This is a genomic window from Mycobacterium syngnathidarum (genome assembly GCF_001942625.1).
GTDB lineage: Bacteria > Actinomycetota > Actinomycetes > Mycobacteriales > Mycobacteriaceae > Mycobacterium > Mycobacterium syngnathidarum.
Map to the genome: position 1 here is coordinate 206,078 of NZ_MLCL01000093.1, position 23,686 is coordinate 229,763.

Here is a 23,686-nt window from a genome sequence, read left to right on the forward strand (position 1 = left end):
CTGCAGGCTCCCACCCGGGCGATCGAGTGCTGGCGGATCTACTCCGCTACGGACTCCTCCGCGCGGTGCTTATTCCGCGACGACGGACAGCGTCACCTTGGCTTCCACCCCGGTGTGCAGCCGGACGACAACCGGATGCGTGCCCACGGACTTGATGTGGGCCTTGGGCAGCTGCACGGTGCGCTTGTCCAAGTTCGGGCCGCCGGCCTTCTTGATCACAGCCACGACATCCGCCGCGGTGACCGAGCCGAACAGCTTGCCGGTGTCGGCGGCGGCGTGAACCGGCAGCGACACCTCGCCCAGGTTCTCCAGAGCGGTCTTGAGCTCGTTGGCGTGCTCGACACCCCGGATGGACTTGGCGTCGCGTGCCCGGCGGATCTCCTCGGCCTGGCGCTCGGCACCACGGGAAGCCACGATGGCCAGCCCACGGGGCAGCAGGTAGTTGCGGCCGTAGCCGTCCTTGACCTCGACGGTGTCGCCCGCGACACCCAGGTGCTCCACCTCAGCGGTGAGAATCAGCTTCATTGGTCTATCCCCTACCGCGTCGACGAGCCGAACGGCAGCAGAGCCACCTCGCGGGCATTCTTCACCGCGATGGCGACATCGCGCTGGTGCTGGACGCAGTTGCCGGTCACCCGGCGGGCGCGGATCTTGCCGCGCTCGCTGATGTAGGTGCGCAGCAGCGCGGTGTCCTTGTAGTCGATGACCTGCCCCTTACCCTTCTTGGAGCAGAACACGCACTTACGAGTCTTGACCGGCTTTTCCGGTGCCGGCCGTCGCTTTGTGGACTTGGCCATTGGTTATCTCTTCCTTGCAAAAATTTTCGTTGTTGATCAGAACGGCGGCTCGTCGTCGGCCCCGCTGAAGGAACCGGACGCCGGTGCACTGCCCCACGGATCGTCTTTGGGCTCGGCCTGGCGCGAACCACCGCCGCCACCACCACCACCACCGAAGCCGCCGCCTCCGCCGCCACTACGGCTGGCCTTGTTGACCTTGGCCGTGGCGTAGCGCAGGGACGGACCGATCTCGTCGACCTCGACCTCGACAACGGTGCGCTTCTCACCCTCGCGGGTTTCGAACGAACGCTGCTTGAGCCGACCGGTGACGATCACCCGCGAACCCCGGGTGAGGCTCTCGGCCACGTTCTCGGCCGCCTCACGCCAGATGTTGCACCGCAGGAACAGCGCCTCGCCGTCCTTCCACTCATTGGTCTGCCGGTCAAACATGCGCGGCGTGGAAGCAACGGTGAAATTGGCGACGGCTGCGCCGGACGGGGTGAAACGCAGTTCCGGGTCAGCGGTCAGGTTTCCGACAACTGTGATGGTGGTGTCACCAGCCACGAGATCCTCCTGGGTAGGCATGTCCGTTTGCGCGAAGCCTACGTAGCCCCGCCGACGACTGAGCGCCTTTAGTGCTTGTCGGTCCGCATCACCTTGGTCCGCAGCACGGACTCGTTCAGGTTGAGCTGACGGTCGAGCTCCGACACGGTGGCCGGTTCAGCCTTGACGTCGACGATGGCGTAGATGCCCTCGGCGTGCTTGGCGATCTCGTAGGCCAGCCGGCGGCGGCCCCAGATGTCAACCTTTTCGACGGTCCCGCCATCCTTGCGGATGACGTTCAGGAACGTCTCCAGCGACGGAGCTACGGTGCGCTCGTCAAGTGTGGGGTCGAGAATGACCATGATTTCGTATGGACGCATTAGAACCTCATCACCTCCTCTGGTCGTGTACGGCCACGGTGGATTCCGTGGCAGGAGGGTCGCCTGCGTCGGCAACCGGCCCAGGCTACCCGAAATCGCCCTGATCTGCGAAATCCGGATAAGGTGAGTCCTTGGTTCTGGAGTCTAGGGGGATTGCGTGAACTATCCGTTCGGGCCTTACGGGCAGGGCCCCGCTCTCCGGCGGGCGATACGCCGCGCTGATTGCCTTGATCGTGTTCGACTTCGTCTTCGGTCTCATGTTCCCCAGCGCAACGCTGGTGCCGGCCATGGTGCCCTCGGCGACCGAATGGATCCGGGCGAGACCCGATCCCGTTGCACCCCAGTTTCATCCGCCCTATCCGAGTTGAATTGACATCAGGATCGGAGCAGTAGTGACCACTCCGCGCGGAACCCAGGACCAGGAGTTTCCCGGCGAACCCAGCTATCCAGAACAACTCGGCCATCAACAGCCCGGATACCCACTGGGCGAAACCCTGCCTGCAGCACTGCCCCCCGAGGCTGCCGCGGCATCGCCGAACCGGGTGACCGCGATCATCACGGTCGTCCTGGCCGGGATCGGCTCCCTGTTGACCCTCGGCAACGGCGTAGTCGGTCTGACCGGACTGGCCGCGCTGGCCGGTGACGCGGGCATGCGAACCCTGGCCCTCAGATCCCCAGGGGCGCTGGCGTTGACCGTCCTCGCGACCCTGTTGAGTGTCGCCTGCGGACTCTTGCTCCTCGCCGGTACGGTGGCGCTGTTGCGGCACAAGATGATCGGCCGCCGCTTCATCGTCAGCGGCTGCGTGTTGATCATCCTGGGCAGCTTGATCAGCCTCGGACTGAGTCTCGCCGCGACAGCCCGCTATGGCGTCTACCAGATCAGCGCCGTGGCAATCTTGAGCCTTGTGCTGCCCCTCGCCACGATCGTGGTCACCGTGCTGCCGTCGACCACGGCATGGATCCAGGCGAAACGGGATCGGAAGGATCTCGAGAGGGACGTATGAACCATCCGTACGGGCCTCATGGGCAAGGGATTCCGCAGCAGGCCGGCTATGCGCAACCTGCGGGTTGGTCCCAACAACCGGGGTGGCCGCAGCAATCCGGTTATCCGCCGTCCGGCTACCCGGGCCATCCACAGCCGAAGCTGCCCGGCGGGCCGAGCGGTGCCACGGGGATCCTCGCAGGCATCCTGGCACTACTGGGCGGGCTGGCCGGCCTCTGCTTCAGCCCGCTGTCTGTGGTGACCATGGTCAGTGACCACGCATTCGACATCGTGGGCGCTGTCGTGGTCCTGTTCGGCGCCGGCTTCGGACTGGCGCTGTTCATCGGGGCGATACTGCTGTTCCGGCGCAACATGAACGGGCGGCGGCTCGTCATCGGCGGCTGCGGCCTGGCCATCCTGACCGGCCTGGCGGTTCTGGCTGAGCAGCTCACGAAGTATGACTTCGACGGGGGCGCCGTCCTCACAATCGCAGTGCCGCTCTTCGTCTTTCCGATTCTGACGCTCGTCCTGACGATGCTGCCGCCGACCGCAAGATGGATCCGCGCGAAGCCGAGTCCCGTGGCAGTCCAGTACCAACCGCCCTATCCGGCGTACTGACCTGCGCGTGACACCGCGCCTCATACGTCGCGTCTATCTGGCGTCCGCCAACTCCGGTTCTGGATCCGGCTTGGGCTCGATGCGGACGCGGTCAGCCGAGGGCCGCAGCCAATCCGGTAGCCAACGCGGCGGCTGGTCAGGTGCCCGGTCGAACACCCCGCCGGTGGGATCATCAACGCGTCCGCCGTGGCGCACCAGGTCGAGCTCAGGACGGTAGATCTGGCGAATGACCAACGCGCACAACCCGATCACTGCCAGATCGCGTAGCAGCACCGTAGTGGTGAACCACTGCTCGGGCAGACCCTTGTTCTGCTCGCCGTACAGGTAGAGCATGCGCGGTATCCACACCAGCGCGTCAATCGTCATCCATGCCAGCAGGACGCGACGATGCGGCAGCGCCAGGACGGCCAGCGGCACCAGCCACAGCGAGAACTGCGGGCTCCACACCTTGTTGGTCAGCAAGAATGCGGCAACCACGAGGAATGCCAACTGCGCCAATCGCGGCCGCTGCGGCGCGGTCAACGCGATGTAGCCGATCGCGATACAGCAGGCGGCGAACAACACCGCGGTGACCGTGTTCAGCACCGCCGGCGGCTGCCAGAAGCCCAGGTCCGGATCGAAGCCGCGCCAATCGCTGAACGACTTGACCACGTTGTAGAGCGAGTCCATGTCGTCACCGCGACGAGTGTTGAGCCGGAAGAACTCTGACCATCCCCGCGGGAAGAGCACCATGATCGGCAAATTGATCAGCAGCCACGTGGCGACCGCGGTCAATGCCGCCTTGCCGACCGCCCGCAGCCGCCCGGTGCGCAGCCCGAGCAGTACCAGCGGGACGAACAGCAGCAGCGGATACAGCTTGGCCGCCACGCCGATTCCGATCAGCGCCCCGGCCCACACCGGTTTTCGCCGAGACCACGCCAGCATCGCGCCCGCCGCGGAAGCTGTGGCCAATGCGTCAAAGTTGGTGAACACCTGGAAGATCACGATCGGCGAACCCGCCACCAGCGCGGCATCCCACACCCGCCGGCCGGCCATTCGCGACGTAGCCCAGATTGTGGCCAGCCAGGCCAGCGCCAAGCCGAACGCCGAGATGTTGAAGAACATCACCACTTCGGCCACCAGCGGGACCGATACGAGCTTGGTCAAGGCGGTGTAGGTCTTGGCCAACGACATCGACACGTACTGGTACAGCCCGGTGAGCACCGGGTACTCCATGTAGCGGATCGCCGGACTGCCGTCGTACTGGATGCGCGGGTTGCCGGTCGCGTCGTTCTCGACCCAACTGGATTTGTAGGGAAACTTCCCGAGGTTCAACAACTCTGCGGTGTAGAGCGGAACCGTGTCGGAATAGCACAGCTCGTAGTACGCCCGGTTGTTCTCCCAGTTGGCCACCCGCTCGCCCGCGGTCCCCTTGCCGGTGGTCTGCAGGCAGGCAGCCTTTGTGGTGTAGCCCAACGCCAGGAACACCACAGCGATCACAAACATCACCCGCAGCGGGGTCATGAACCGTGACCGGCCGATCAGAGCATGACGGCCGACCGGTCCACCGACGGTCTGCGACAACGCCTCGGCCAGCCGGTCGTTGCGGCTGGGGAGGTCGCGGTCGTCGGCGCTCCGCCGGTCTTCTGCCGGCGGAGCCGGTGAATCCAGCCCTGCCGGCGGAGCCGGCGATACCCGGTCCGTCACGGGGGTGGCGGCGGTACCGGAACGCCCGGTTCGCCGGGCACAACGGGAGCTCCCGGCGGCGGTCCGATCGGCACGGTCGTCGGAGGGCCGATCGGGATCGTGATGCCCGGGGCCACTTCGATGGTCGGTTGAATCACGGTCTCCGAAGGCATCACCGAGACCTGCGGGCCCGGCGGGAGGGTGCCGGGCGGCGGGGCAGGCGGGGCCTGTGGCACACCCGCATAACCGCCGATCTCGGTCGGCTTCGGGAACTTCTCGTTGTCAGTCCCCTTCAAGGCACCGTCCATGGTGGATTTCCAGATGTCCGACGGCAGACCGGATCCGTACACCGGGCCGCCGGACGCCGTCTTCAACGGTTCCACACCCTCGGAGGTACCCACCCAGACCGCAGTCGAAAGCGACGGCGTGTAGCCGACCATCCAGGCGTCGCGGTTGTCACCGGTGTCGCCGAGCTGGTTGGTACCGGTCTTGGCGGCCGAGGCGCGGCCGCCGGCCAGGTTGTGGCCGCGGGACCAGCCGGCGATCGGCTGCATGGCCGAGGTCACGTTGTCGGCCACTGCCTTGTCGATGCGCTGTTCACCCTCGTCCTGGCTGGAGGCATCGAACAGCACCTGGCCAGACGAGTTCACGACTTTCTGGACGAAGTGCGGCTTGTGGTAGACGCCCGAGGCGGCCAACGTGGCGTACGCCGAGGCCATGTCGATCACCCGGGACTGGTACTGACCCAGCACCACGCCGTTGTTCGGCGGACCGCCCTTGCCGTCCTCGGACAGCGTGTGCTCGACACCGGGGAAACTCTCGGCGACGCCCGCGTCGTGCGCGGCCTTGGCCACGTCCTCGGGGCCGTTCTCGAGCTTGAGCATCAGCCGGTAGTAGCTGGTGTTCAGCGAGCGTTTGAGCGCCTCGGCGATCGAGCAGGTTCCGCACCCCTCGCCTTCGACGTTGGTGATCTCGATGCCGTTGACCGTGATCGGCCCGCTGTCCACCTGGTAGCCCAGACCGATGCCCTGCTGCAGGGCCGCGACCAGCGCGAACACCTTGAACGACGAACCCGTCGGCAGACCGGCCTGGGCGAAGTCGAAGCCATTGGCGTCCGAGCCACCGTAGTAAGCCTTGACCGCCCCGTCACGCGGATCGACGGAGACCACCGCGGTCCGCATGTCGGGATCCTGCCCGTCCATGTACTTGGACACCGCGTTTTCCGCGGCCTGCTGGGCCTGCGGATCGATCGTGGTGGTGATCTGCAGACCTTCGGTGTTCAGCGCCTGCTCGCTGATGTTGAACAGATCCAGCAGTTCCTTGGTGACCTGGCGCTCGATCAGTCCGTTCGGGCCGGTGGTCTGGTTCTCCTGGCGGGCCTGGTCCGGTGGCACCGTCGGCGGGAACACCTGCTCGGCACGGTCCTGAGCCGACAGCGCGCCGATGTCCACCATGCCGTCGAGTACCCAGTTCCACCGTTCGGCCGCGCCCTCCGGATCCACGGCCGGGTCCAGCGTCGACGGCCTCTGGATCAATGCGGCCATCAATGCGCCCTCGGCGACGGTGAGCTGTTCGACAGGCTTGTCGAAGTACGCCTTGGCGGCCGCGGCGATGCCGTATGAACCGCGGCCGAAGTAGATCATGTTCAGATACGCCTGCATCACAGCGTCTTTGGACCATTCGCTGGCCATTTTGGTCGAGATGACCAGCTCCTTGGCCTTGCGGATCAAACCGCCGATGCCGGAGCGCTCGTCGCCGACCAATGCGTTCTTGACGTACTGCTGGGTGATGGTCGAACCGCCCTGCAGGTCACCGCCCACCAAGTTGTTCTTGATCGCGCGCAACAGGGCGGTGAAGGAAAAGCCGGGGTTGGAGTAGAAGTCACGGTCCTCGGCGGCCATCACCGCGTTGCGGACATGCTCGGGGATCTTGTCGATCCCGACATCGACCCGGTTGCCTTCGGGGGGAACGATCCGGGCGATCTCGCTGCCGTCGCTGGCCAAGATCGTCGACACCTGATTGGTGCGGATGTCACCGGGCTGCGGGACGTCGACGATCAGGTACGCCATACCGAACGTCACCAGAGGAAGCAGGATCATCGCCACCACGGCGGCGATCGACAGACGTCGGATCAGCTTCCAGTTGATGTGGAACTGCCCCGGCGGCTTGGGCCCCTGACCCGACGGACCCGAGGGGCCCGAGCCACGGCCGCCTCCCGGCGGCGGAGGTGGCGATTTGGGTGGCTGCGGTTTCGGCGCCGGGGTGCCGTCCATCGCAGCTCTGATGACATCGAGTGGAGCCGGCTTACCGTCGCGAACCGGAGGCAGCACCGTGGTGAGCCGATCGTCGGGCGGTGACGCCGGACGGCCGGGACGGCCCGCCTGCCCTTTTTCCCGTCCCACGGGACCGTTCTCGCGTCGCGGAGGTCCTGCCTCGCGCGCCGGGGGCCGGGGCTCCCGGACCGGGGGCGTGTCCCGGGCAGGCGGTTTCTCCCGAGCGGGCGGCCGGTTTTCGCGCGCGCCGAGACGGTCAGCCGCATTACGGATGTCGTTGGCTGACCGGCTATGGCGCCCTTCGTTATTCACTGGCCGTACGCGCCGACTTGCGCGCGCCTCGAGTGCCACGTGCCTTCGGCGGCTTCGGCGCGCCCAGGACATATGACTTGACCAGATGATTCCAACTGCAGGTGCGGCATACCTCCACCACATGGACTGCGAACTCGTCGTAACGAGTTGCCAACATCACCAGCTCCTCCGCGGTGCGGGCCGAGCCCGACACCGGGCCCAGATGATCACCGAAAACCCACGACACCAGCGTGAGCTGCTCCTTACGGCAGATCGGACACATCACCGAACTCTGCTTGCCGTGAAACTTTGCCGCGCGAAGCAAGTAGGGATTGGCATCACAGACCTCCGAGACGCCGGTGCGCCCCGAATAGACCTCAGCCAGCAGGGACCGACGCCGAAGCGCGTAATCCACCACCTGTCTCTGCAATCGCACGATGACCAGAGTACGTCGGCCCCCTGCACACCGAGGCGCGACCGCGTCACACCTCCTACGATCATCTTCCGTGGCAACCCGGCAACCCTCGAACACGCGGGCCAAAGACAGCGACCGCAACGACACCTGCAAGGTGCTCGACAACGCGCTGGGCGAAGGCCAGCTGTCCATGGAAGAACACCGCCAACGGGTGTCGGCGGCCACCAATGCCACGACGCTGGGCGATCTGGCCCGGCTGGTCGCCGATCTGCAGACCTCGAGCGCACCGGTGCAGCTGCCGACGCTGACCAAGCCCCGGCTGCCGCGCATCCGCAAGCCCGCCGGCTCCGGGTGGGGACTGCGGCTGGCTTCGGCCGCGGTGCTCGTCGTGCTCGGCATCGGCATCGGCTGGGGCCTGTACGGAAACACCCCCTCACCGTTGAGTTTCAACCCCGACCCGGGCGCCGTGCCCGACGGGATCGACCCGGTCGTGCTGACCCCGCCGACACAGCTGCAATCGCTCAACGGGGTCAAAGGACTGTTCGAGCAGATGCGCCAAAAGTTCGGCGCCACCATCGGTTTCGAGCTGCACATCGATCCCGATTCGGCCTTGCTGTACCGACCGGACCCGCAGGACAGCCGCAAGAAGGTCTACTACCGCTACACCGGCGGCTGGGGTGACCCGAGCACCGATCCGCGCACCGTCGACAAGAACGACCGTCTCGTCGACCTCGCCGCTTTCGACTACGAGAAGGTCCTCGGCATCATGCGGGGCGCACCCGACACCCTGAACACCAAACGTGCCGACGTGAAGAGCACGTGGCTGCGCATCACGCCGTCCGAAGACCCTTCGACACCCGAGGCGATCAACATCGCCGTCATCGTCAGCAGCGATTTCGGGGGCGGCCGCATCGACCTCTACCCCGACGGCGCCGTCAAGAGCATGTACCGCAACAACGGCTGAGCGAGCTCGAGCGTCACGCTGGCGTGGCGCTCGGGACCGGGAGCCACGCCAGCGTGACAATCGACTGCCGATCGGCATTCACTTGGCGCCAAATATATCGGCGCGATACAGTTGGCCGAGGTGTTGGTCCGTCGTAGCGATCAATTCCATCTGATCTGTCGAAAGGGGTGATCTCGATGCTGGAGCTTGCAATTCTCGGCCTCTTGCTCGAGGCACCGATGCACGGCTACGAGCTACGCAAGCGATTGACGGGTCTGTTGGGGGCGTTCAGGGCGTTCTCGTATGGATCGCTCTACCCGGCATTACGACGCATGCAGGCCGACGGCCTGATCGTCGAGGACGCCGCACCCTTGGGACCGACCAAGGTGCGCCGGGCTCGGCGGGTTTACCAGCTGACCGATGCCGGCAAGCAGCGGTTCAGCGAGTTGGTCGCCGACACGGGGCCACAGAATTTCTCCGACGACGGGTTCGGTGTCCACCTGGCCTTCTTCAATCGCACTCCGGCAGAGGCCAGGATGCGAATCCTGGAGGGGCGCCGCCGTCAGGTAGAGGAACGCCGGGAAGGCCTGCGTGAAGCCGTGGCGCGGGCCAGTAGTTCTTTCGACCGCTACACCCGTCAGCTGCACCAGCTGGGCCTGGAGTCCAGCGAACGAGAAGTCAAGTGGCTCAACGAGTTGATCGCGGCCGAACGTACCGCGCAGGGACGCTCGGAGAACGCATGAGCACAGCCCCGCACAAGGCCCCAGGCCGAGCACACAGAACGAGTAAGGAGATCGTCCATGTCTGAGCACGCAGGAGAAATCCGGGTCGCCATCGTCGGCGTCGGTAACTGCGCGTCATCCCTGGTCCAGGGCGTGCAGTACTACCACAACGCCGACGAGAACGCGTCCGTGCCGGGCCTGATGCACGTGAAGTTCGGCCCGTACCACGTGCGTGACGTGAAGTTCGTCGCCGCGTTCGACGTGGACGCCAAGAAGGTCGGATTCGACCTGTCCGAGGCGATCTTCGCCTCCGAGAACAACACCATCAAGATCGCCGACGTGCCGCCCACCAACGTGACGGTGCAGCGCGGCCCGACTCTCGACGGCATCGGCAAGTACTACGCCGACACCATCGAGGTCTCCGACTTCGAGCCCGTCGACGTGGTGCAGGCCCTCAAGGACGCCAAGGTCGACGTGCTGGTCTCCTACCTTCCCGTGGGCTCCGAAGAGGCCGACAAGTTCTACGCCCAGTGCGCCATCGACGCCGGCGTGGCCTTCGTCAACGCGCTTCCGGTGTTCATCGCCTCCGACCCGGTGTGGGCCAAGAAGTTCGCCGACGCCGGTGTCCCGATCGTCGGTGACGACATCAAGAGCCAGGTCGGCGCGACCATCACCCACCGCGTGATGGCCAAGCTGTTCGAAGACCGCGGTGTCACGCTGGACCGCACCTACCAGCTCAACGTCGGCGGCAACATGGACTTCCTGAACATGCTGGAGCGCTCGCGTCTGGAGTCCAAGAAGGTCTCCAAGACCCAGGCCGTCACCTCCAACCTGACCGGTTCGCTGGCCGGCAAGGTCGAGGACAAGAACGTCCACATCGGCCCGTCGGACCACGTCGCGTGGCTCGACGACCGCAAGTGGGCCTACGTCCGCCTGGAAGGCCGCGCCTTCGGTGACGTGCCGCTGAACCTGGAGTACAAGCTCGAGGTCTGGGACTCGCCGAACTCGGCCGGCGTCATCATCGACGCGGTGCGCGCCGCCAAGATCGCCAAGGACCGTGGCATCGGTGGTCCCATCGAGGCAGCATCGGCCTACCTGATGAAGAGCCCGCCCAAGCAGATCGCCGACGATGTCGCGCGCATCGAGCTGGAAAGCTTCATCGCGGACTAGTCGTTTTCACTCTGCGCCCAGGGCACGTGCTTCTCGCACGACTCCGCCCTGGGCGCAGAGTCGTTTCCGGGTTAGGGTCGGGGCGTGGTGAGCGACGACGCATTGATCGGTCTTGACGAGTTCGGGCTTCTCCACGAGAACGCCGAACAGGTTGGCGCAACCGCGATACCACCCGTGGAACGCATCGAGCAGGGGCCGGTCAGTGCCCTGAAGTTCGGCACCGCGGCACCCCGGGTGGTGTTCCTGCACGGCGGCGGTCAGAACGCACACACCTGGGACACCGTGATCCTCGGCCTCGGTGAGCCCGCACTGGCCGTCGACCTGCCCGGCCACGGCCGCTCGGCCTGGCGCGAAGACGGTGACTACGGCCCGAAACTCAATGCCGCCACCCTGATTCCGGTGCTCGAGGCCCACGCTCCCAGCCCACGGCTGGTGGTGGGCATGTCGCTGGGGGGCCTGACGGCGCTGCGGATCGCGGCAACCGAGCCACGGCTGGTCCCCGAGCTCGCGCTCGTCGACGTCACGCCGTCTGCACCCGAACGGCACAACGAGATGACCAAAGCCCAGATGGGCACCGTCGCCCTGGTGCAGGAGAACCGCACGTTCCCCAGCTTCCAGGCCATGCTCGACGTCACTGTCGCCGCCGCCCCACACCGGGACCGGAATTCTTTGCGGCGCGGCGTGTTCCACAACTCCAAACAGCTCGAGGACGGCAGCTGGACGTGGCGCTACGACACGTTCCGCACCGGCGACGGGTTTGACGGGCTCTGGGACGACGTCCCGGCGATCACCATGCCCACCACGCTGATCCGCGGCGCCAACTCGTTCTTCGTCAACGACGACGACGCCGCGACATTCGCCGGCTCCGCGCCTGGGTTCCAGCGCACGCACGTCGTCGCCGACTCCGGCCACTCCGTGCAGGGCGATCAGCCGGCCAAGCTCGTCGAGATCCTGCGCGGCCTCCTCGATAGCTAGCAGGTTGCCTGCTGTTAACCCGCTGCTAGTTCAGCTCCCGTAGGTTTCCGCCAGTCCGGCCGCTCAGCCCGCGGCCGATGTCTGGCGGAAGGATCTGCGCGGAATGCCGCTCGTACCGTTGAATCTGTTTGTCACCCACCGTGGAACGTCGTCGCGTCAGCACGTGACCTGCCGCTACCGATGTGGCGACGCGTGTTCGAAGCCGGCGCCCAACACCACCGACAACGAGTATTTCGGCGACATCGTCAAACAGATGTCACGCCGGTCGATGCTGCAGACCGCCGGTGTCACCGTGCTGGCCGTCGGGGCCGGAACCGCCCTGGCTGCCTGCGGTACCGACGCAAAGCCCGGACCGACACCCGCACCGGCCGCGCTACCCGTCGAAACGCCGCCCGGAATGAAGTTCGCCGCCGTCGCACCGAACACCGAAGACGCCGTGGTGATCCCGGACGGCTACCAGCAACGGGTCGTGATCGCGTGGGGCGACCCGGTACTGGCCGACGCCCCGATGTTCGACATCAACCGGCAGAGCGCCGACTCGCAGCGCAAGCAGTTCGGGTTCAACAACGACTTCGCCGCACTCCTGCCGATCGAAGGACAAGCCAACCGGTATCTGTTGGTGACCAACTTCGAGTACGTCACGCCGGAATTCATGTTCCCCGGCTACGACGCAGCAGCGCCCACCCGCGAGCAGTTCGACATCGAGATCGCCGCGGTCGGGATGGGTGTGGTCGAGGTGGAGCGCGGCACCGACGGCGCGCTGAAACCCGTGATGGGCCGTTACAACCGCCGGATCACCGCTGACACTCCGTTCGCGCTGACCGGGCCTGCCGCAGGCACCGACTTCGTCAAGACCGCCGCCGACTCCACGGGGCGGGCCGTCGCCGGCACCTTCGCCAACTGCGCCGGCGGCGTAACGCCCTGGGGCACAGTGCTTTCCGGCGAAGAGAATTTCCACGGGTACTTCGGCGCCGCCGAAGGGGCCCCAGCGCCTGAGCCGGCCGACACCGAGCGTTTCGACCGCTACGGCATCGAGCACGAACGCTCCGAGCTCAAGTGGGAAGACTTCGACCCGCGCTTCGACCTCACCAAGACCCCCAACGAGGTCAATCGCTTCGGCTACGTCGTCGAGCTCAACCCGTGGGACCCGGCGTCGACGCCCGTCAAGCACTCGGCGCTGGGCCGGCTCAAACACGAGGGCGCGAACGTGTACGTGACCGGCGACGGCAGCGTGGTGGTCTACACCGGAGACGACGAACGCTTCGACTACATGTACAAGTTCGTCTCCGCCAAGAAGATCGCCCCCGGCTGGAAGACCGGGGATCCCGCCGCGATGGCCCACAACCTGACCCTCCTCGACGAGGGCACGCTGTACGTGGCCAAACTGAGCAGCGACATCCCCGCCGCGCAGATCGACGGCACCGGCAAGCTCCCCGCCAAAGGCTCCTTCTCCGGAACCGGAACCTGGATCCCGCTGCTGAAATCCGGGCCTGACGGACAGGCCGAGTCGCTCGTCGAGGGCGTCACCGCTGCCGAGGCTGCGGTGTTCACCCGTATCGCCGCCGACAAGGCCGGCGCCACCAAGATGGACCGGCCCGAGGACTTCGAGGCCAACCCGCACACCGGCAAGGTCTACGTGGCACTGACCAACAACGACAAACGCGGCACCGAGGGCAAGGCCGGCGTCGACGCGGCCAACCCGCGCAACGAGAACAAGAGCGGCCAGGTCCTGGAGATCACCGACAATCACATCGGCACCGACTTCACCTGGGATCTGCTGTTGGTGTGCGGTGACCCCAAGGCGGCCGACACCTACTACGCCGGATTCGACAAAGAACAGGTCAGCCCGATCTCCTGCCCCGACAACCTTGCCTTCGACAGCCACGGCAACCTCTGGATCTCGACCGACGGCAACGCACTCGACTCCAACGACGGACTGTTCGCGGTGGCGCTCGACGGCCCGAACCGCGGTGAGACCAAGCAGTTCCTCACCGTGCCGGTCGGCGCCGAGACGTGCGGTCCGGTGGTGACCGACGATCTCGTCACGGTGTGTGTGCAGCACCCGGGCGAGGGCGACGACCACTCCCTCGACAAGCCCCTGTCGCACTGGCCCGGCGGTGCCGACACTCCCGCCCGGCCCGCCGTGGTCGCGGTGTGGAAGCCGGGCGGCCAGATCGGCACCGTCTGAGTACGCTCGGGAATTGTGAGCCATCCCATTCGCATTGGTGTGCAACTACAGCCGCAGCACTCCCCCAAGTACAGCCACATCCGCGACGCGGTGCGCCGCTGCGAGGACATCGGCGTCGACATCGCCTTCAACTGGGACCATTTCTTCCCGCTCTACGGCGACCCCGACGGCGCACACTACGAATGCTGGACGATGCTGGGCGCCTGGGCCGAGCAGACCTCGCGCATCGAGATCGGTGCACTGGTCAGCTGCAACTCCTACCGCAACCCCGAACTGCTGGCCGACATGGCCCGCACCGTTGACCACATCTCTGACGGTCGCCTCATCCTCGGCATCGGAAGCGGTTGGAAACACAAGGATTACCGCGAGTACGGGTATGAGTTCGGCACCGCGGGCAGCCGCCTGGACGATCTGGCCGAAGCACTGCCGCGCATCGAGGCCCGGCTGGCCAAGCTCAACCCGGAACCCATGCGCGAGATCCCGATCCTGATCGGCGGTCAGGGCGAGCGCAAGACGCTGCGCCTGGTGGCCGAGCACGCCCACATCTGGCATGCCTTCGTCGACCGCGACACCTACCCGGGCAAGGCAGCGGTCCTCGCCGAGCACTGCGCCACCACCGGCCGGGACCCGTCCACCGTGCAGCACTCGGCCGGGGTGCAGGAGACCGGCGGCATCGACGCAATGCTGGCCGACGCCGACGCGCTGGCCGACCTCGGCGTCAGCATCCTCACCGTCGGGGTCAACGGACCCGACTACGACCTGACCGCCGCCGAGGCCCTCTGCCGCTGGCGCGACGGACGCGACGCAAAGATCAGCGGATGAGCTGAGGGGACTCGTACCCCCTCTTGGTTCCGCCCGTGAGAAACTTGCGCATCGCCAACGCACGGGGGGTGTGCGTCCCAACTCAATGGGGGAGTAATCAAGGGTGCCGAAAAACTATGGGATCAAGGAGAAGGATCAGGTTGTCACCCACATCATCAATCTGGTGATGACGGGCAAGCTGCGATCCGGTGACCGTATCGACCGCAACGAGATCGTCCGTGACCTCGGGCTGAGCCGCGTCCCGATCCAGGAGGCCGTGGTCCAGCTCGAGCACGACGGAATCCTCTCGACGCGGTACCACCGCGGCGCATTCGTATCCCGGTTCGACGAGGCCACCGTGGCCGAACATCATGAGCTCTACGGCATCCTCAACGGGATCGCCTCGGCCCGCTGCGCCACCAGCCCCACCCCGCGTATCCTCGCCCACCTCGACGACACGTTGCGGCTGATGCGTTCAGCAAAGGACACCAAGTCCTTCCAAGAGGCCTGCTGGGTGTACCGCGACGCGATCAACGACGAGTACGCGGGGCCACGCCTGCACGCCACCATCCGCGCCGGAAAGAGTTTCGCCCCCGCCGAGTTCTGGATCAGCTATCCCAAGGCAAAGGCCGATTTTCTCGCCAGCTACGAGGCCGAGACCGCCGCGATCCACGCCCGCGATCCTGAGGGAGCCCGCAAGGCCTGCACCGACCGCGCCGAGAAAATGGCTCAGATCATGATCGGCGAGCTCACCCGGCGCGGAGTATTCGGCGACTTGCGGTCCCCTTGAGTGGAATCGCTCATCACCGGGCCTCCGCCAACTAGGTTGCATCAAATGGACGCCAGACGCTCGGCCGCGCTGCTGACCACGGTCCTGATCCTGCTCGGACTGCTGTGTGCGGCACCGGCAACCGCAGACGTCGATCAATGCGCACCCCCCGGGGTGGACAGCGCCAGCGCTCTGCCCACCAATCTGGCCGCCGCGGCCACCGGGCCCGGCGCCGACAAATACACCACCGCCACCACCGCCCCGGTGGACATGGTGCGCGCCGAAAACCTCGGTCTGGGCACCCCCGGCGTCCTGACCGTCGGCACGCTGTCGGACGCACCGCCCAGCATCTGCATCAATTCGGCCGGGCAGTTCACCGGCTTCGACAACGAGCTGCTGCGCGCCGTCGCCGACAAGCTCGGCCTGCGGGTCAACTTCGTCGGCACCGACTTCTCGGGCCTGCTGGCCCAGACCGCATCCCGGCGCTTCGACGTGGCCTCCTCGTCGATCACCACCACCGACGCCCGGCGTCGCACCGTCGGCTTCACCAACGGCTACGACTTCGGGTACTTCTCGCTCGTCGTGCCCACCGGTTCGCCCATCACCGGTTTCAGCCAGCTCGCACCCGGCCAGCGCATCGGGGTGGTGCAGGGCACCGTGCAAGAGGCATACGTCATCGACACACTGCACCTGCAGCCGGTGAAGTTCCCCGACTACAACACCGTCTACGCCAGCCTCAAGACCCGCCAGATCGACGCCTGGGTGGCGCCGTCGCAACAGGCCTCCGGCACGGTGCAGCCCGGCGACCCGGCCCAGATCATCGAAAACACCTTCAGCCTGGACAATTTCGTGGCGTGGGCGGTGGCCAAGGAGAACCGGCCGCTGATCGATGCGCTCAACTCCGGGCTGGACGCCGTCATCGCCGACGGCACCTGGGCCAAGCTGTATTCCGACTGGGTGCCGCGGGCCCTGCCGCCCGGCTGGAAGCCCGGCTCCAAGTCCGCCCCCGCACCCCAGCTGCCCGATTTCGCCGCGATCGCCGCGGCCAAGGAGAAACCGGCCGCCGGTGCCCCGGCCGCGCCCAAATCGACACTCGCGCAACTGAGGGACTCGTTCCTGGACTGGGATCTCTACCAGCAGGCGATCCCCGACCTGCTGCGCACCGGCCTGCCCAACACACTGATCCTGACCGTGTGCGCCAGTGTCATCGGGTTGGTACTCGGCATGGTCCTGGCGGTGGCCGGCATCTCGCGGTCACGGTGGCTGCGCTGGCCCGCCCGGGTCTACACCGACATCTTCCGGGGCCTGCCCGAAGTGGTGATCATCCTGTTGATCGGACTCGGCATCGGCCCGGTGGTCGGATCGCTCACCGGCAACAGCCCCTACCCGCTGGGCATCGCGGCGCTCGGGCTGATGGCGGCGGCCTACGTCGGGGAGATCTTCCGATCCGGCATCCAGAGCGTCGAGGCCGGGCAGCTGGAAGCCTCACGCGCCCTGGGCTTCAGCTATGCCTCCTCGATGCGCCTGGTCGTCGTACCGCAGGGCATACGACGCGTGCTGCCCGCGCTGATGAACCAGTTCATCTCACTGCTCAAGGCCTCATCGCTGGTGTACTTCCTGGGCCTGGTCGCCAGCCAGCGCGAGTTGTTCCAGGTGGGCCGAGACCTCAACGCGCAGACCGGAAATCTGTCACCACTGGTGGCGGCCGGCGTGTTCTACCTGTTGCTGACCATTCCGTTGACCCACCTGGTGAACTTCGTCGACAACCGGCTGCGGCGCGGCCGAGCACCCGTCGAAGAGGAACTTCCGCCGGCCGCCACCGCGCAGGAGATGATCTGATGTCGGCACCACAGCCAGTTGCGCTGGCCGCCAAGGACATCCACCTGTCGTTCGGGCCGAACGCGGTACTGCGCGGGGTGGACCTGGACGTGCCCGCCGGCACCACGACGGCCGTCATCGGGCCGTCCGGATCCGGAAAATCGACGCTGCTGCGCACCCTGAACCGCCTCTACGAACCCGACCGCGGCGACATCCTGCTCGACGGCCGCTCGGTGCTCACCGACAATCCGGACCAGCTGCGCCAACGCATCGGCATGGTGTTCCAGCAGTTCAACCTGTTCCCGCACAAGACCGTTCTCGACAACGTCACCCTCGGCCCGCGCAAGCTCAAGCGGCTCAGCGCCGAACACGCCCGTACCGTAGGTCTCGAACAGCTGGACCGGGTTGGCCTGCGGCACAAGGCCGATGCACGTCCGAGCACCCTGTCGGGCGGCCAGCAGCAGCGCGTCGCGATCGCTCGGGCGCTCGCCATGGGTCCACAGGTGATGTTCTTCGACGAGGCCACCTCGGCGCTGGACCCCGAGCTGGTCAAGGGCATCCTGGAGTTGATGGCCGAGCTGGGGGCCGAGGGCATGACGATCCTGGCGGTCACCCACGAGATGGGTTTCGCCCGCTCCACGGCCGACGCGGTGGTGTTCATGGACCATGGCAAGGTGGTCGAGTCGGGAACCCCCGACCAGATCTTCGACTCCGCCGAGACAGACCGGCTGCGTCGCTTCCTGTCGCAGGTCCTGTGAGCCCAACGGGAGGCCCCTGCGCCAAACCCAACAAGCTGCCGACCTGGCAGCTTCAGACAGGTTAGACTAGCGAATTATGGTGGAGTCCGATTCACAGGTCACTGAGCTGGCCGGAGAGCTGCAACGCGTTCTCTCCAAGGTGTTCTCGGTGCTGCGCCGCGGAGACACCAACAAGGGCACAGCCGGCGAGCTCACCCTGGCCCAGCTCTCGATCCTGCTCACCCTGCTCGACCAGGGCCCGATCCGGATGACCGAGCTGGCCGCCCGCGAGCGGGTGCGCACCCCCACCACCACCGTGGCAATCCGCAGGCTGGAGAAGCTGGGCCTGGTCAAGCGCTCCCGTGACCCTTCCGACCTGCGTGCCGTACTCGTGGAGGTCACCCCGCGCGGGCTGGTGCAGCACCGTGAATCGCTGGCGGCTCGCCGAGCGGATCTGGCGGCACGCCTGGCCAATCTCAGCCAGGAGGACCTCGACACGCTCGCGACCGCGCTGGCTCCCCTGGAACGCCTGGCCGTCCAGAACGAGCAGACCCCGGCCGCTCACGCCAAATCCGAGTAGCGGGCTATCCCAACCAGTCCAACACCGCCGCGGCGGTCCACGACTGCTGCATGCTGCCCAACGGCTCCCCGGTGAACGGCTCGTAGTACTCGGCGAAAGTCCCGTCGCTGGCCTGGCGCAACCCTTCCCGGCGCAGGGTCGAGGCTCGCTCGGCCCAACCGCGACGGGCAAAGCACCACGAGAACAGCCAGGTCATCACCGGCCATACCGGGCCGCGCCAGTACTCCCGCGACCGGAAGTCCCGCGACACCGGAGAGGTCGACGGGATGAGTGCGTACCGCAGGTCAGGGTGCCCGCAGAACCGCGGCCCTTCCAGCAGCCGAAGAAGTGCCCGTTCACGATCGTGTGGCAACCCGCCGCACAGCAGTGGCGAGAACTGTGCGACCGTCTCGGTGGCCACCCACTTGTTCGCGCGGACGTCGTAATCCTTTGCCGCACCGCTACGCTCGTCGGTGGTCTCGACGACACCCAACCGGAACCGCTCGGCCCACGAATACAGGTCGCGGACATCGGCGTGCGGACGCTTGTAGTCCTCCCCGATCTCGGCGAGCACCTGGCACGCCACCGAAAAGATCGCCGAGACGAACACGTCCTCGACCGCGAAGCTCATCACCTTCGGCAGCAGATCATCGTCGTAGCGAACGGATTTCATCTCTTCGAGGAGCCACAGATACCGGTCGTACTCGAGATCGCTGGGCCGCTGCGTGGCATCGGTGATGATCGCGTTGTCCTCGCGCTCATACTCGGGCACGTTGCCGGGAATCACGTTGGCGTAGGCGCTGTCCCAGCGTGGCGAATTGTCCATGCCGGACTCCCACCCGTGATACAGCGTGATGCGGCCGCGACCGTCCTGATCCCGGGTCTCGGCCAGCCAGCGATGCCAGCGCACCAGATCCGCCCACCGCCGATCCAGGAAGCTGGCTGCCACTGCCCGTGTCGACCGGCCCCGCGTCCGGGCGTGGTCGAGGATGCGCTGCACCGCGATCGCGTGCACGGGTGGCTGCGTGATACCGGAGGTGTGCCGGATCCGTGGCGCGTTGGCCGCCAGCGCCGACGTGGCCCACCGGGCGGGACCCGGAAAGTAGCCGTCAACACCGTTGGCGAACACGATGTGCGGGATCATGCCGTTGCGCCACTGCGCCGAGAGCAGGGTGTCGAGCTCCACCACGGCGCGCTCGACACTCAGCGGCGCCAGACCGATCGAGACGAATGCGGCGTCCCAGCTCCACATGTGCGGGTACAGCAACGGCGCGGCCGTGGTCATCACACCCAGGTCGTTGCCGCGCAGCAGGTAGGCGGCCCGTGCGGCGAGCTGGGTGGGAGCGAAGCTGGGATCCGGTGGCATCCCTACCATGATGCGACCTCGGGCTCCGGCCCGCAGGTCGGCCACAGGCCGTCGGGCATCACAGTAACGTTGCAATCGTGCCGTCTGCATTGATCACCGGAGCCGCTGGCGGCATCGGTTCGGCCATCGCCGCCGCCCTTGCTCCCACCCACACCGTGTTTCTGGCCGGGCGCCCGTCGGACCGCCTCGATGCGCTCGCCGACCGGCTCGGCGCACCGACCTGGCCGCTGGACCTCACCGACCCCGATTCGATCGAATCCGCCACCGAGGTGCTCAGCGAGCTCGACGTGCTGGTGCACAACGCCGGCGTGCTCTATCCCGGCCGGGTCTCGGAGTCCATCGCAGAGCAGTGGCGGGCATCCTTCGAGGTGAACGTAACCGGCGCGGTGGCGCTCACGCTGGCGCTGCTACCGGCGCTGCGGGCCGCTCGCGGGCATGTGGTGTTCATCAATTCCGGTGCCGGCCAAAAGGTTTCGCCTGGAATGGCGTCCTACTCGGCGAGCAAGTTCGCCCTACGGGCGTTCGCTGACTCGCTGCGCGCCGATGAACCGTCACTGCGGGTCACCTCGATCTTCCCCGGCCGCACCGACACCGAGATGCAGCGCGACCTGGTGGCCTACGAAAACGCGGTTACCGACGGCACCGGTGAGTACGACCCGGACAAGTTCCTCAAGCCCGAGACGGTCGCCGGGCTGGTGGCCACGGCCGTCACCACCCCGCCCGACGGGCATGTCCACGAAATCGTGGTCCGCCCCGGGTGATTTGTGCACCGCCCGTAACGGTGGGCGTTACCGGAAGTGCACAAATCGCTCAGACAACGAGGTTGACCAGCCGGCCGGGCACCACGATGACCTTCTTGGGCGTGGCGCCGTCGAGGAAGGCCTGCACCTTCTCGTCGGCCAGGGCCGCGGCCTCGAGCCCGGCCTTGTCCAGATCGGCGGCGACGGTGATCTTGCCGCGCACCTTGCCGTTGACCTGAACGGGGAACTCGATGGTGTCGTCCACCAGATACTGCTGATCGGCCACCGGGAACGGCCCGTGCGCCAGCGAGGTGCCGTGGCCCAAGCGCTTCCACAGCTCCTCGGCCAAGTGCGGCGCCAGCGGCGCGACCATGAGGACCAGCGGCTCGATCGCGGCGCGGGCCGACACCCCCTCCTTGGTCAGGTGGTTGGTGTACTCGATCAGCTTGGCTGCCGCGGTGTTGTTGCGAAGCGCCGCATAGTCTTCGGTGACCCCGGCGATCGTGCGGTGCAGGATCTTGAGCGTGTCGGTGTCGAGCGCCTCATGCTCGTTCACACTGGTGGCGCCGGTCGATTCATCGACCACCACACGCCACACCCGCTGCAGGAACCGGTGTGCACCGACGACATCTTTGGTGGCCCACGGGCGTGACGCCTCCAACGGACCCATCGACATCTCGTACACCCGCAGGGTGTCCGCACCGTACTCGTCGCAGATCTCGTCGGGCGAGACCGAGTTCTTCAGGCTCTTGCCGATCTTGCCGAACTCCTGGTTGACCTCGACCTCACCGTCCGGGCCCGGCCAGAAGAACTTCCCGTCGCGCTCGATCACTTCCGCTGCGGGCACGTAGCTGCCACGGGAATCGGTGTAGGCGAAGGCCTGGATATAGCCCTGGTTGACCAGGCGGCGGTACGGCTCACTCGAGCTGACATGGCCGAGGTCGAAGAGCACCTTGTGCCAGAAGCGTGAGTACAGCAGGTGCAGCACCGCGTGCTCGACGCCACCGACGTACAAGTCGACACCGCCCGGATCGCTCGGTCCATGCTCGGCCGGACGCGGGCCCATCCAGTACGCCTCGTTCTCCTTGGCGCACAGCTCTTCTGAATTGTGCGGGTCGGTATAACGCAGCTCGTACCAGGAGCTGCCGGCCCACTGCGGCATCACGTTGGTGTCGCGGGTGTAGGTCTGCAGCCCGTCACCGAGATCCAGCTCGACATGCACCCACTCGGTGGCCTTGCCCAGCGGCGGCGACGGTTCACTGTCGGCGTCGTCCGGATCGAAGGAGACCGGCGAGTAGTCCGGGACATCCGGAAGTTCTACGGGCAGAGCCGATTCCGGCAAAGCATGAGCGCGGCCCTCGGCGTCGTAGACGATCGGGAACGGTTCACCCCAGTACCGCTGCCGGGCGAACAGCCAGTCCCGCAGCTTGTATTCGATGCGAGCGCGGCCGCGTCCGTCGGCCTCCAGGTGTTCGATCACGGCCTGCTTGGCCTCGGCCACCGACATCCCGTTCAGGTAGTCGGAGTTGACCATGGTGCCGTCACCGTTGTAGGCGGCCTCGGTGATGTCGCCGCCGGCGACCACCTCGATGATGGGCAGACCGAACTCGGTGGCGAAATCCCAGTCCCGCTGGTCGCCGCCGGGCACGGCCATGATGGCGCCGGTGCCGTAGCCGGCCAGCACGTAGTCGGCGATGAACACCGGAACCCGTTGTCCGTTGACCGGATTGGTGGCATAGGCGCCGAGGAACACACCCGTCTTGGTCTTGTTCTCCTGGCGCTCCAGATCCGACTTGGCCGAGATCCCGGCCCGGTAGGCAGCGACGGCCTCCACCGGGGTCACCGCTGCGAAGGTCCACCGCGAATCGGTGCCCTCTGGCCAGGCGTCGGCCACCAGCGCGTCGACCAGATCGTGCTCGGGGGCCAACACCAGGTAGGTGGCGCCGAACAACGTGTCCGGGCGGGTGGTGAAGACCTCGACATCGCCTGCAGCGGTGCCGAATTCGACCGAGGCACCGGTCGAGCGGCCAATCCAGTTGCGCTGCATGGTCTTGACCTTGTCCGGCCAGTCCAGCACGTCCAGATCGTCGAGCAACCGGTCCGAGTAGGCGGTGATGCGCATCATCCACTGCCGCAGCCGCTTCCGGAACACCGGGAAGTTGCCGCGGTCACTGCGTCCGTCGGCGGTGACCTCTTCGTTCGCCAGCACGGTGCCCAGGCCCGGGCACCAGTTCACCACCGAGTCGGCGCGGTACACCAGCCGGTAGCCGTCCACCACATCGGCGCGCTCGGCCGCCGACAGCTCGGCCCACGCCCGGCCGTCGTCGAGCGTGCGGGCCCCGGACTCGAACTCGGCCAGCAACTCGCTGATCGGTCGGGCCTTCTTGGCATCGGTGTCGAACCAGGCGTTGTAGATCTGCAGGAAGATCCACTGCGTCCACTTGTAGAAGTCGACATCGGTGGTGGCGAAGCTGCGCCGAGAATCGTGGCCCAGACCCAGCCGGCCCAACTGCCTGCGGAAGTTGACGATGTTGGCTTCGGTGCGGGTGCGCGGGTGTGTCCCGGTCTGCACGGCGTACTGCTCGGCGGGCAGACCGAACGCGTCGAAGCCCAGCGCGTGCAGCACGTTGCGGCCGATCATCCGGTAGTACCGGGCGTAGACGTCGGTGGCGATGTAGCCCAGCGGGTGCCCGACATGCAGCCCGTCACCGGACGGGTACGGGAACATGTCCTGCACGAACATCTTGTCGGCCGGAACCGACGAGCCGTCCTGCGGCGCGAGCGAGCCCACCGGGTTGGCCACGTTGAACGTCCCGAGCTCGGCCCAGGTCTGCTGCCAGGACTGCTCGATCTGACCCGCCAGCTCCGCGGTGTAACGGTGTTGCGGGGTGTCCTCTGACGGCTCTGCTTGGGTCGTGGTGGCGGGTTCGATCACGCCGTTCAGGGTATAAGGCC

The 23,686-nt window shown here is 66.5% G+C and carries 22 protein-coding genes; 13 read left to right on the top strand and 9 right to left on the bottom strand.

Annotated features, from left to right (window positions below; genetic code table 11):
- Positions 1 to 69 precede the first annotated feature (69 nt).
- The 4 genes from rplI to rpsF all read right to left on the bottom strand — a co-directional run bounded on the left by rplI (position 70) and on the right by rpsF (position 1,699).
- Positions 70 to 525 (bottom strand): 50S ribosomal protein L9, encoded by a 456-nt coding sequence (gene rplI, locus BKG60_RS30700; protein ID WP_070184900.1) that lies wholly within the window; start codon positions 523 to 525, stop codon positions 70 to 72.
- 11 nt (positions 526 to 536) lie between these two features.
- Positions 537 to 797 (bottom strand): 30S ribosomal protein S18, encoded by a 261-nt coding sequence (gene rpsR, locus BKG60_RS30705; RefSeq protein WP_003884147.1) that lies wholly within the window; start codon positions 795 to 797, stop codon positions 537 to 539.
- Positions 798 to 833: 36 nt separating this feature from the next.
- Positions 834 to 1,340 carry a single-stranded DNA-binding protein gene (locus tag BKG60_RS30710; RefSeq protein WP_075910508.1) on the bottom strand — a complete coding sequence of 169 codons (507 nt, stop codon included), beginning with the start codon at positions 1,338 to 1,340 and terminating at the stop codon, positions 834 to 836.
- A 68-nt stretch (positions 1,341 to 1,408) separates the two neighbouring features.
- Complete coding sequence (gene rpsF / locus BKG60_RS30715) at positions 1,409 to 1,699, bottom strand: 30S ribosomal protein S6 (RefSeq protein WP_070184899.1); 291 nt, start codon at positions 1,697 to 1,699, stop codon at positions 1,409 to 1,411.
- A 392-nt stretch (positions 1,700 to 2,091) separates the two neighbouring features.
- Here rpsF and BKG60_RS30720 point away from each other — a divergent pair, with 392 nt between their 5' ends.
- Entirely contained in the window at positions 2,092 to 2,703 is a 612-nt protein-coding gene (locus BKG60_RS30720; RefSeq protein ID WP_083650388.1) for a hypothetical protein, read from the top strand.
- Positions 2,700 to 3,299 carry a hypothetical protein gene (locus BKG60_RS30725; protein ID WP_083650389.1) on the top strand — a complete coding sequence of 200 codons (600 nt, stop codon included), beginning with the start codon at positions 2,700 to 2,702 and terminating at the stop codon, positions 3,297 to 3,299. Before BKG60_RS30720 ends, BKG60_RS30725 begins: the two co-directional genes overlap by 4 nt.
- 33 nt (positions 3,300 to 3,332) lie before the next feature.
- Here BKG60_RS30725 and BKG60_RS30730 read toward each other — a convergent pair whose 3' ends face one another.
- The 3 genes from BKG60_RS30730 to BKG60_RS30740 all read right to left on the bottom strand — a co-directional run bounded on the left by BKG60_RS30730 (position 3,333) and on the right by BKG60_RS30740 (position 7,964).
- Entirely contained in the window at positions 3,333 to 4,985 is a 1,653-nt protein-coding gene (locus tag BKG60_RS30730; protein ID WP_075910462.1) for a glycosyltransferase family 87 protein, read from the bottom strand.
- Entirely contained in the window at positions 4,982 to 7,366 is a 2,385-nt protein-coding gene (locus tag BKG60_RS30735; protein ID WP_075910463.1) for a transglycosylase domain-containing protein, read from the bottom strand. Before BKG60_RS30735 ends, BKG60_RS30730 begins: the two co-directional genes overlap by 4 nt.
- A gap of 175 nt (positions 7,367 to 7,541) precedes the next feature.
- The gene (locus BKG60_RS30740) at positions 7,542 to 7,964 is read right to left on the bottom strand and encodes a DUF5318 domain-containing protein (protein ID WP_070185122.1); all 423 of its coding nucleotides are present in this window, start codon (positions 7,962 to 7,964) and stop codon (positions 7,542 to 7,544) included.
- Positions 7,965 to 8,034: 70 nt separating this feature from the next.
- Here BKG60_RS30740 and BKG60_RS30745 point away from each other — a divergent pair, with 70 nt between their 5' ends.
- From BKG60_RS30745 to BKG60_RS30790, 10 genes are all read left to right on the top strand, one after another.
- Positions 8,035 to 8,907, top strand: coding sequence for a DUF1707 SHOCT-like domain-containing protein (locus tag BKG60_RS30745; RefSeq protein WP_120765086.1), 873 nt, complete (start codon positions 8,035 to 8,037; stop codon positions 8,905 to 8,907).
- A gap of 176 nt (positions 8,908 to 9,083) precedes the next feature.
- Positions 9,084 to 9,629 carry a PadR family transcriptional regulator gene (locus tag BKG60_RS30750; protein WP_070945661.1) on the top strand — a complete coding sequence of 182 codons (546 nt, stop codon included), beginning with the start codon at positions 9,084 to 9,086 and terminating at the stop codon, positions 9,627 to 9,629.
- A 57-nt stretch (positions 9,630 to 9,686) separates the two neighbouring features.
- Positions 9,687 to 10,778 carry an inositol-3-phosphate synthase gene (locus tag BKG60_RS30755; RefSeq protein WP_070185120.1) on the top strand — a complete coding sequence of 364 codons (1,092 nt, stop codon included), beginning with the start codon at positions 9,687 to 9,689 and terminating at the stop codon, positions 10,776 to 10,778.
- Positions 10,779 to 10,862: 84 nt separating this feature from the next.
- Positions 10,863 to 11,753: an alpha/beta fold hydrolase gene (locus BKG60_RS30760; protein ID WP_075910464.1), complete on the top strand. Its 891-nt coding sequence runs from the start codon at positions 10,863 to 10,865 to the stop codon at positions 11,751 to 11,753.
- 103 nt (positions 11,754 to 11,856) lie between these two features.
- Positions 11,857 to 13,941 carry a PhoX family protein gene (locus BKG60_RS30765; RefSeq protein WP_075910465.1) on the top strand — a complete coding sequence of 695 codons (2,085 nt, stop codon included), beginning with the start codon at positions 11,857 to 11,859 and terminating at the stop codon, positions 13,939 to 13,941.
- 15 nt (positions 13,942 to 13,956) lie between these two features.
- A complete protein-coding gene (locus BKG60_RS30770) occupies positions 13,957 to 14,763 on the top strand; it encodes an LLM class F420-dependent oxidoreductase (RefSeq protein WP_075910466.1) in 807 nt (268 codons plus the stop codon).
- A gap of 103 nt (positions 14,764 to 14,866) precedes the next feature.
- A complete protein-coding gene (locus BKG60_RS30775) occupies positions 14,867 to 15,532 on the top strand; it encodes a GntR family transcriptional regulator (protein WP_075910467.1) in 666 nt (221 codons plus the stop codon).
- Between the two features lie 45 nt (positions 15,533 to 15,577).
- The gene (locus BKG60_RS30780) at positions 15,578 to 17,350 is read left to right on the top strand and encodes an ABC transporter substrate-binding protein/permease (protein WP_075910468.1); all 1,773 of its coding nucleotides are present in this window, start codon (positions 15,578 to 15,580) and stop codon (positions 17,348 to 17,350) included.
- On the top strand, positions 17,350 to 18,087 hold the full coding sequence (locus BKG60_RS30785) for an amino acid ABC transporter ATP-binding protein (RefSeq protein ID WP_075910469.1): 738 nt from the start codon (positions 17,350 to 17,352) through the stop codon (positions 18,085 to 18,087). The genes BKG60_RS30780 and BKG60_RS30785 overlap by 1 nt, the downstream gene beginning before the upstream one ends.
- 76 nt (positions 18,088 to 18,163) lie before the next feature.
- Complete coding sequence (locus BKG60_RS30790; protein WP_070185113.1) at positions 18,164 to 18,646, top strand: MarR family winged helix-turn-helix transcriptional regulator; 483 nt, start codon at positions 18,164 to 18,166, stop codon at positions 18,644 to 18,646.
- A 4-nt stretch (positions 18,647 to 18,650) separates the two neighbouring features.
- Here the strand turns inward: BKG60_RS30790 and ggh are convergent, their stop codons facing one another.
- On the bottom strand, positions 18,651 to 19,991 hold the full coding sequence (ggh, locus tag BKG60_RS30795) for a glucosylglycerate hydrolase (protein ID WP_075910511.1): 1,341 nt from the start codon (positions 19,989 to 19,991) through the stop codon (positions 18,651 to 18,653).
- Positions 19,992 to 20,068: 77 nt separating this feature from the next.
- Here ggh and BKG60_RS30800 point away from each other — a divergent pair, with 77 nt between their 5' ends.
- Entirely contained in the window at positions 20,069 to 20,752 is a 684-nt protein-coding gene (locus tag BKG60_RS30800; protein ID WP_075910470.1) for an SDR family oxidoreductase, read from the top strand.
- 49 nt (positions 20,753 to 20,801) lie between these two features.
- On the opposite strand, the gene leuS is transcribed toward BKG60_RS30800, so the two are convergent.
- A complete protein-coding gene (gene leuS / locus BKG60_RS30805; protein WP_075910512.1) occupies positions 20,802 to 23,666 on the bottom strand; it encodes a leucine--tRNA ligase in 2,865 nt (954 codons plus the stop codon).
- Between the last annotated feature and the right edge of the window lie 20 nt (positions 23,667 to 23,686).

Bases quoted from the DNA above. Each gene is read 5' to 3' on its own strand.
- rplI (WP_070184900.1), bottom strand. From the start codon at position 525: ATGAAGCTGATTCTCACCGCTGAGGTGGAGCACCTGGGTGTCGCGGGC.
- rpsR (WP_003884147.1), bottom strand. From the start codon at position 797: ATGGCCAAGTCCACAAAGCGACGGCCGGCACCGGAAAAGCCGGTCAAG.
- rpsF (WP_070184899.1), bottom strand. From the start codon at position 1,699: ATGCGTCCATACGAAATCATGGTCATTCTCGACCCCACACTTGACGAG.
- BKG60_RS30725 (WP_083650389.1), top strand. From the start codon at position 2,700: ATGAACCATCCGTACGGGCCTCATGGGCAAGGGATTCCGCAGCAGGCC.
- BKG60_RS30750 (WP_070945661.1), top strand. From the start codon at position 9,084: ATGCTGGAGCTTGCAATTCTCGGCCTCTTGCTCGAGGCACCGATGCAC.
- BKG60_RS30755 (WP_070185120.1), top strand. From the start codon at position 9,687: ATGTCTGAGCACGCAGGAGAAATCCGGGTCGCCATCGTCGGCGTCGGT.
- BKG60_RS30765 (WP_075910465.1), top strand. From the start codon at position 11,857: ATGCCGCTCGTACCGTTGAATCTGTTTGTCACCCACCGTGGAACGTCG.
- BKG60_RS30780 (WP_075910468.1), top strand. From the start codon at position 15,578: ATGGACGCCAGACGCTCGGCCGCGCTGCTGACCACGGTCCTGATCCTG.
- BKG60_RS30785 (WP_075910469.1), top strand. From the start codon at position 17,350: ATGTCGGCACCACAGCCAGTTGCGCTGGCCGCCAAGGACATCCACCTG.
- BKG60_RS30790 (WP_070185113.1), top strand. From the start codon at position 18,164: ATGGTGGAGTCCGATTCACAGGTCACTGAGCTGGCCGGAGAGCTGCAA.
- ggh (WP_075910511.1), bottom strand. From the start codon at position 19,991: ATGCCACCGGATCCCAGCTTCGCTCCCACCCAGCTCGCCGCACGGGCC.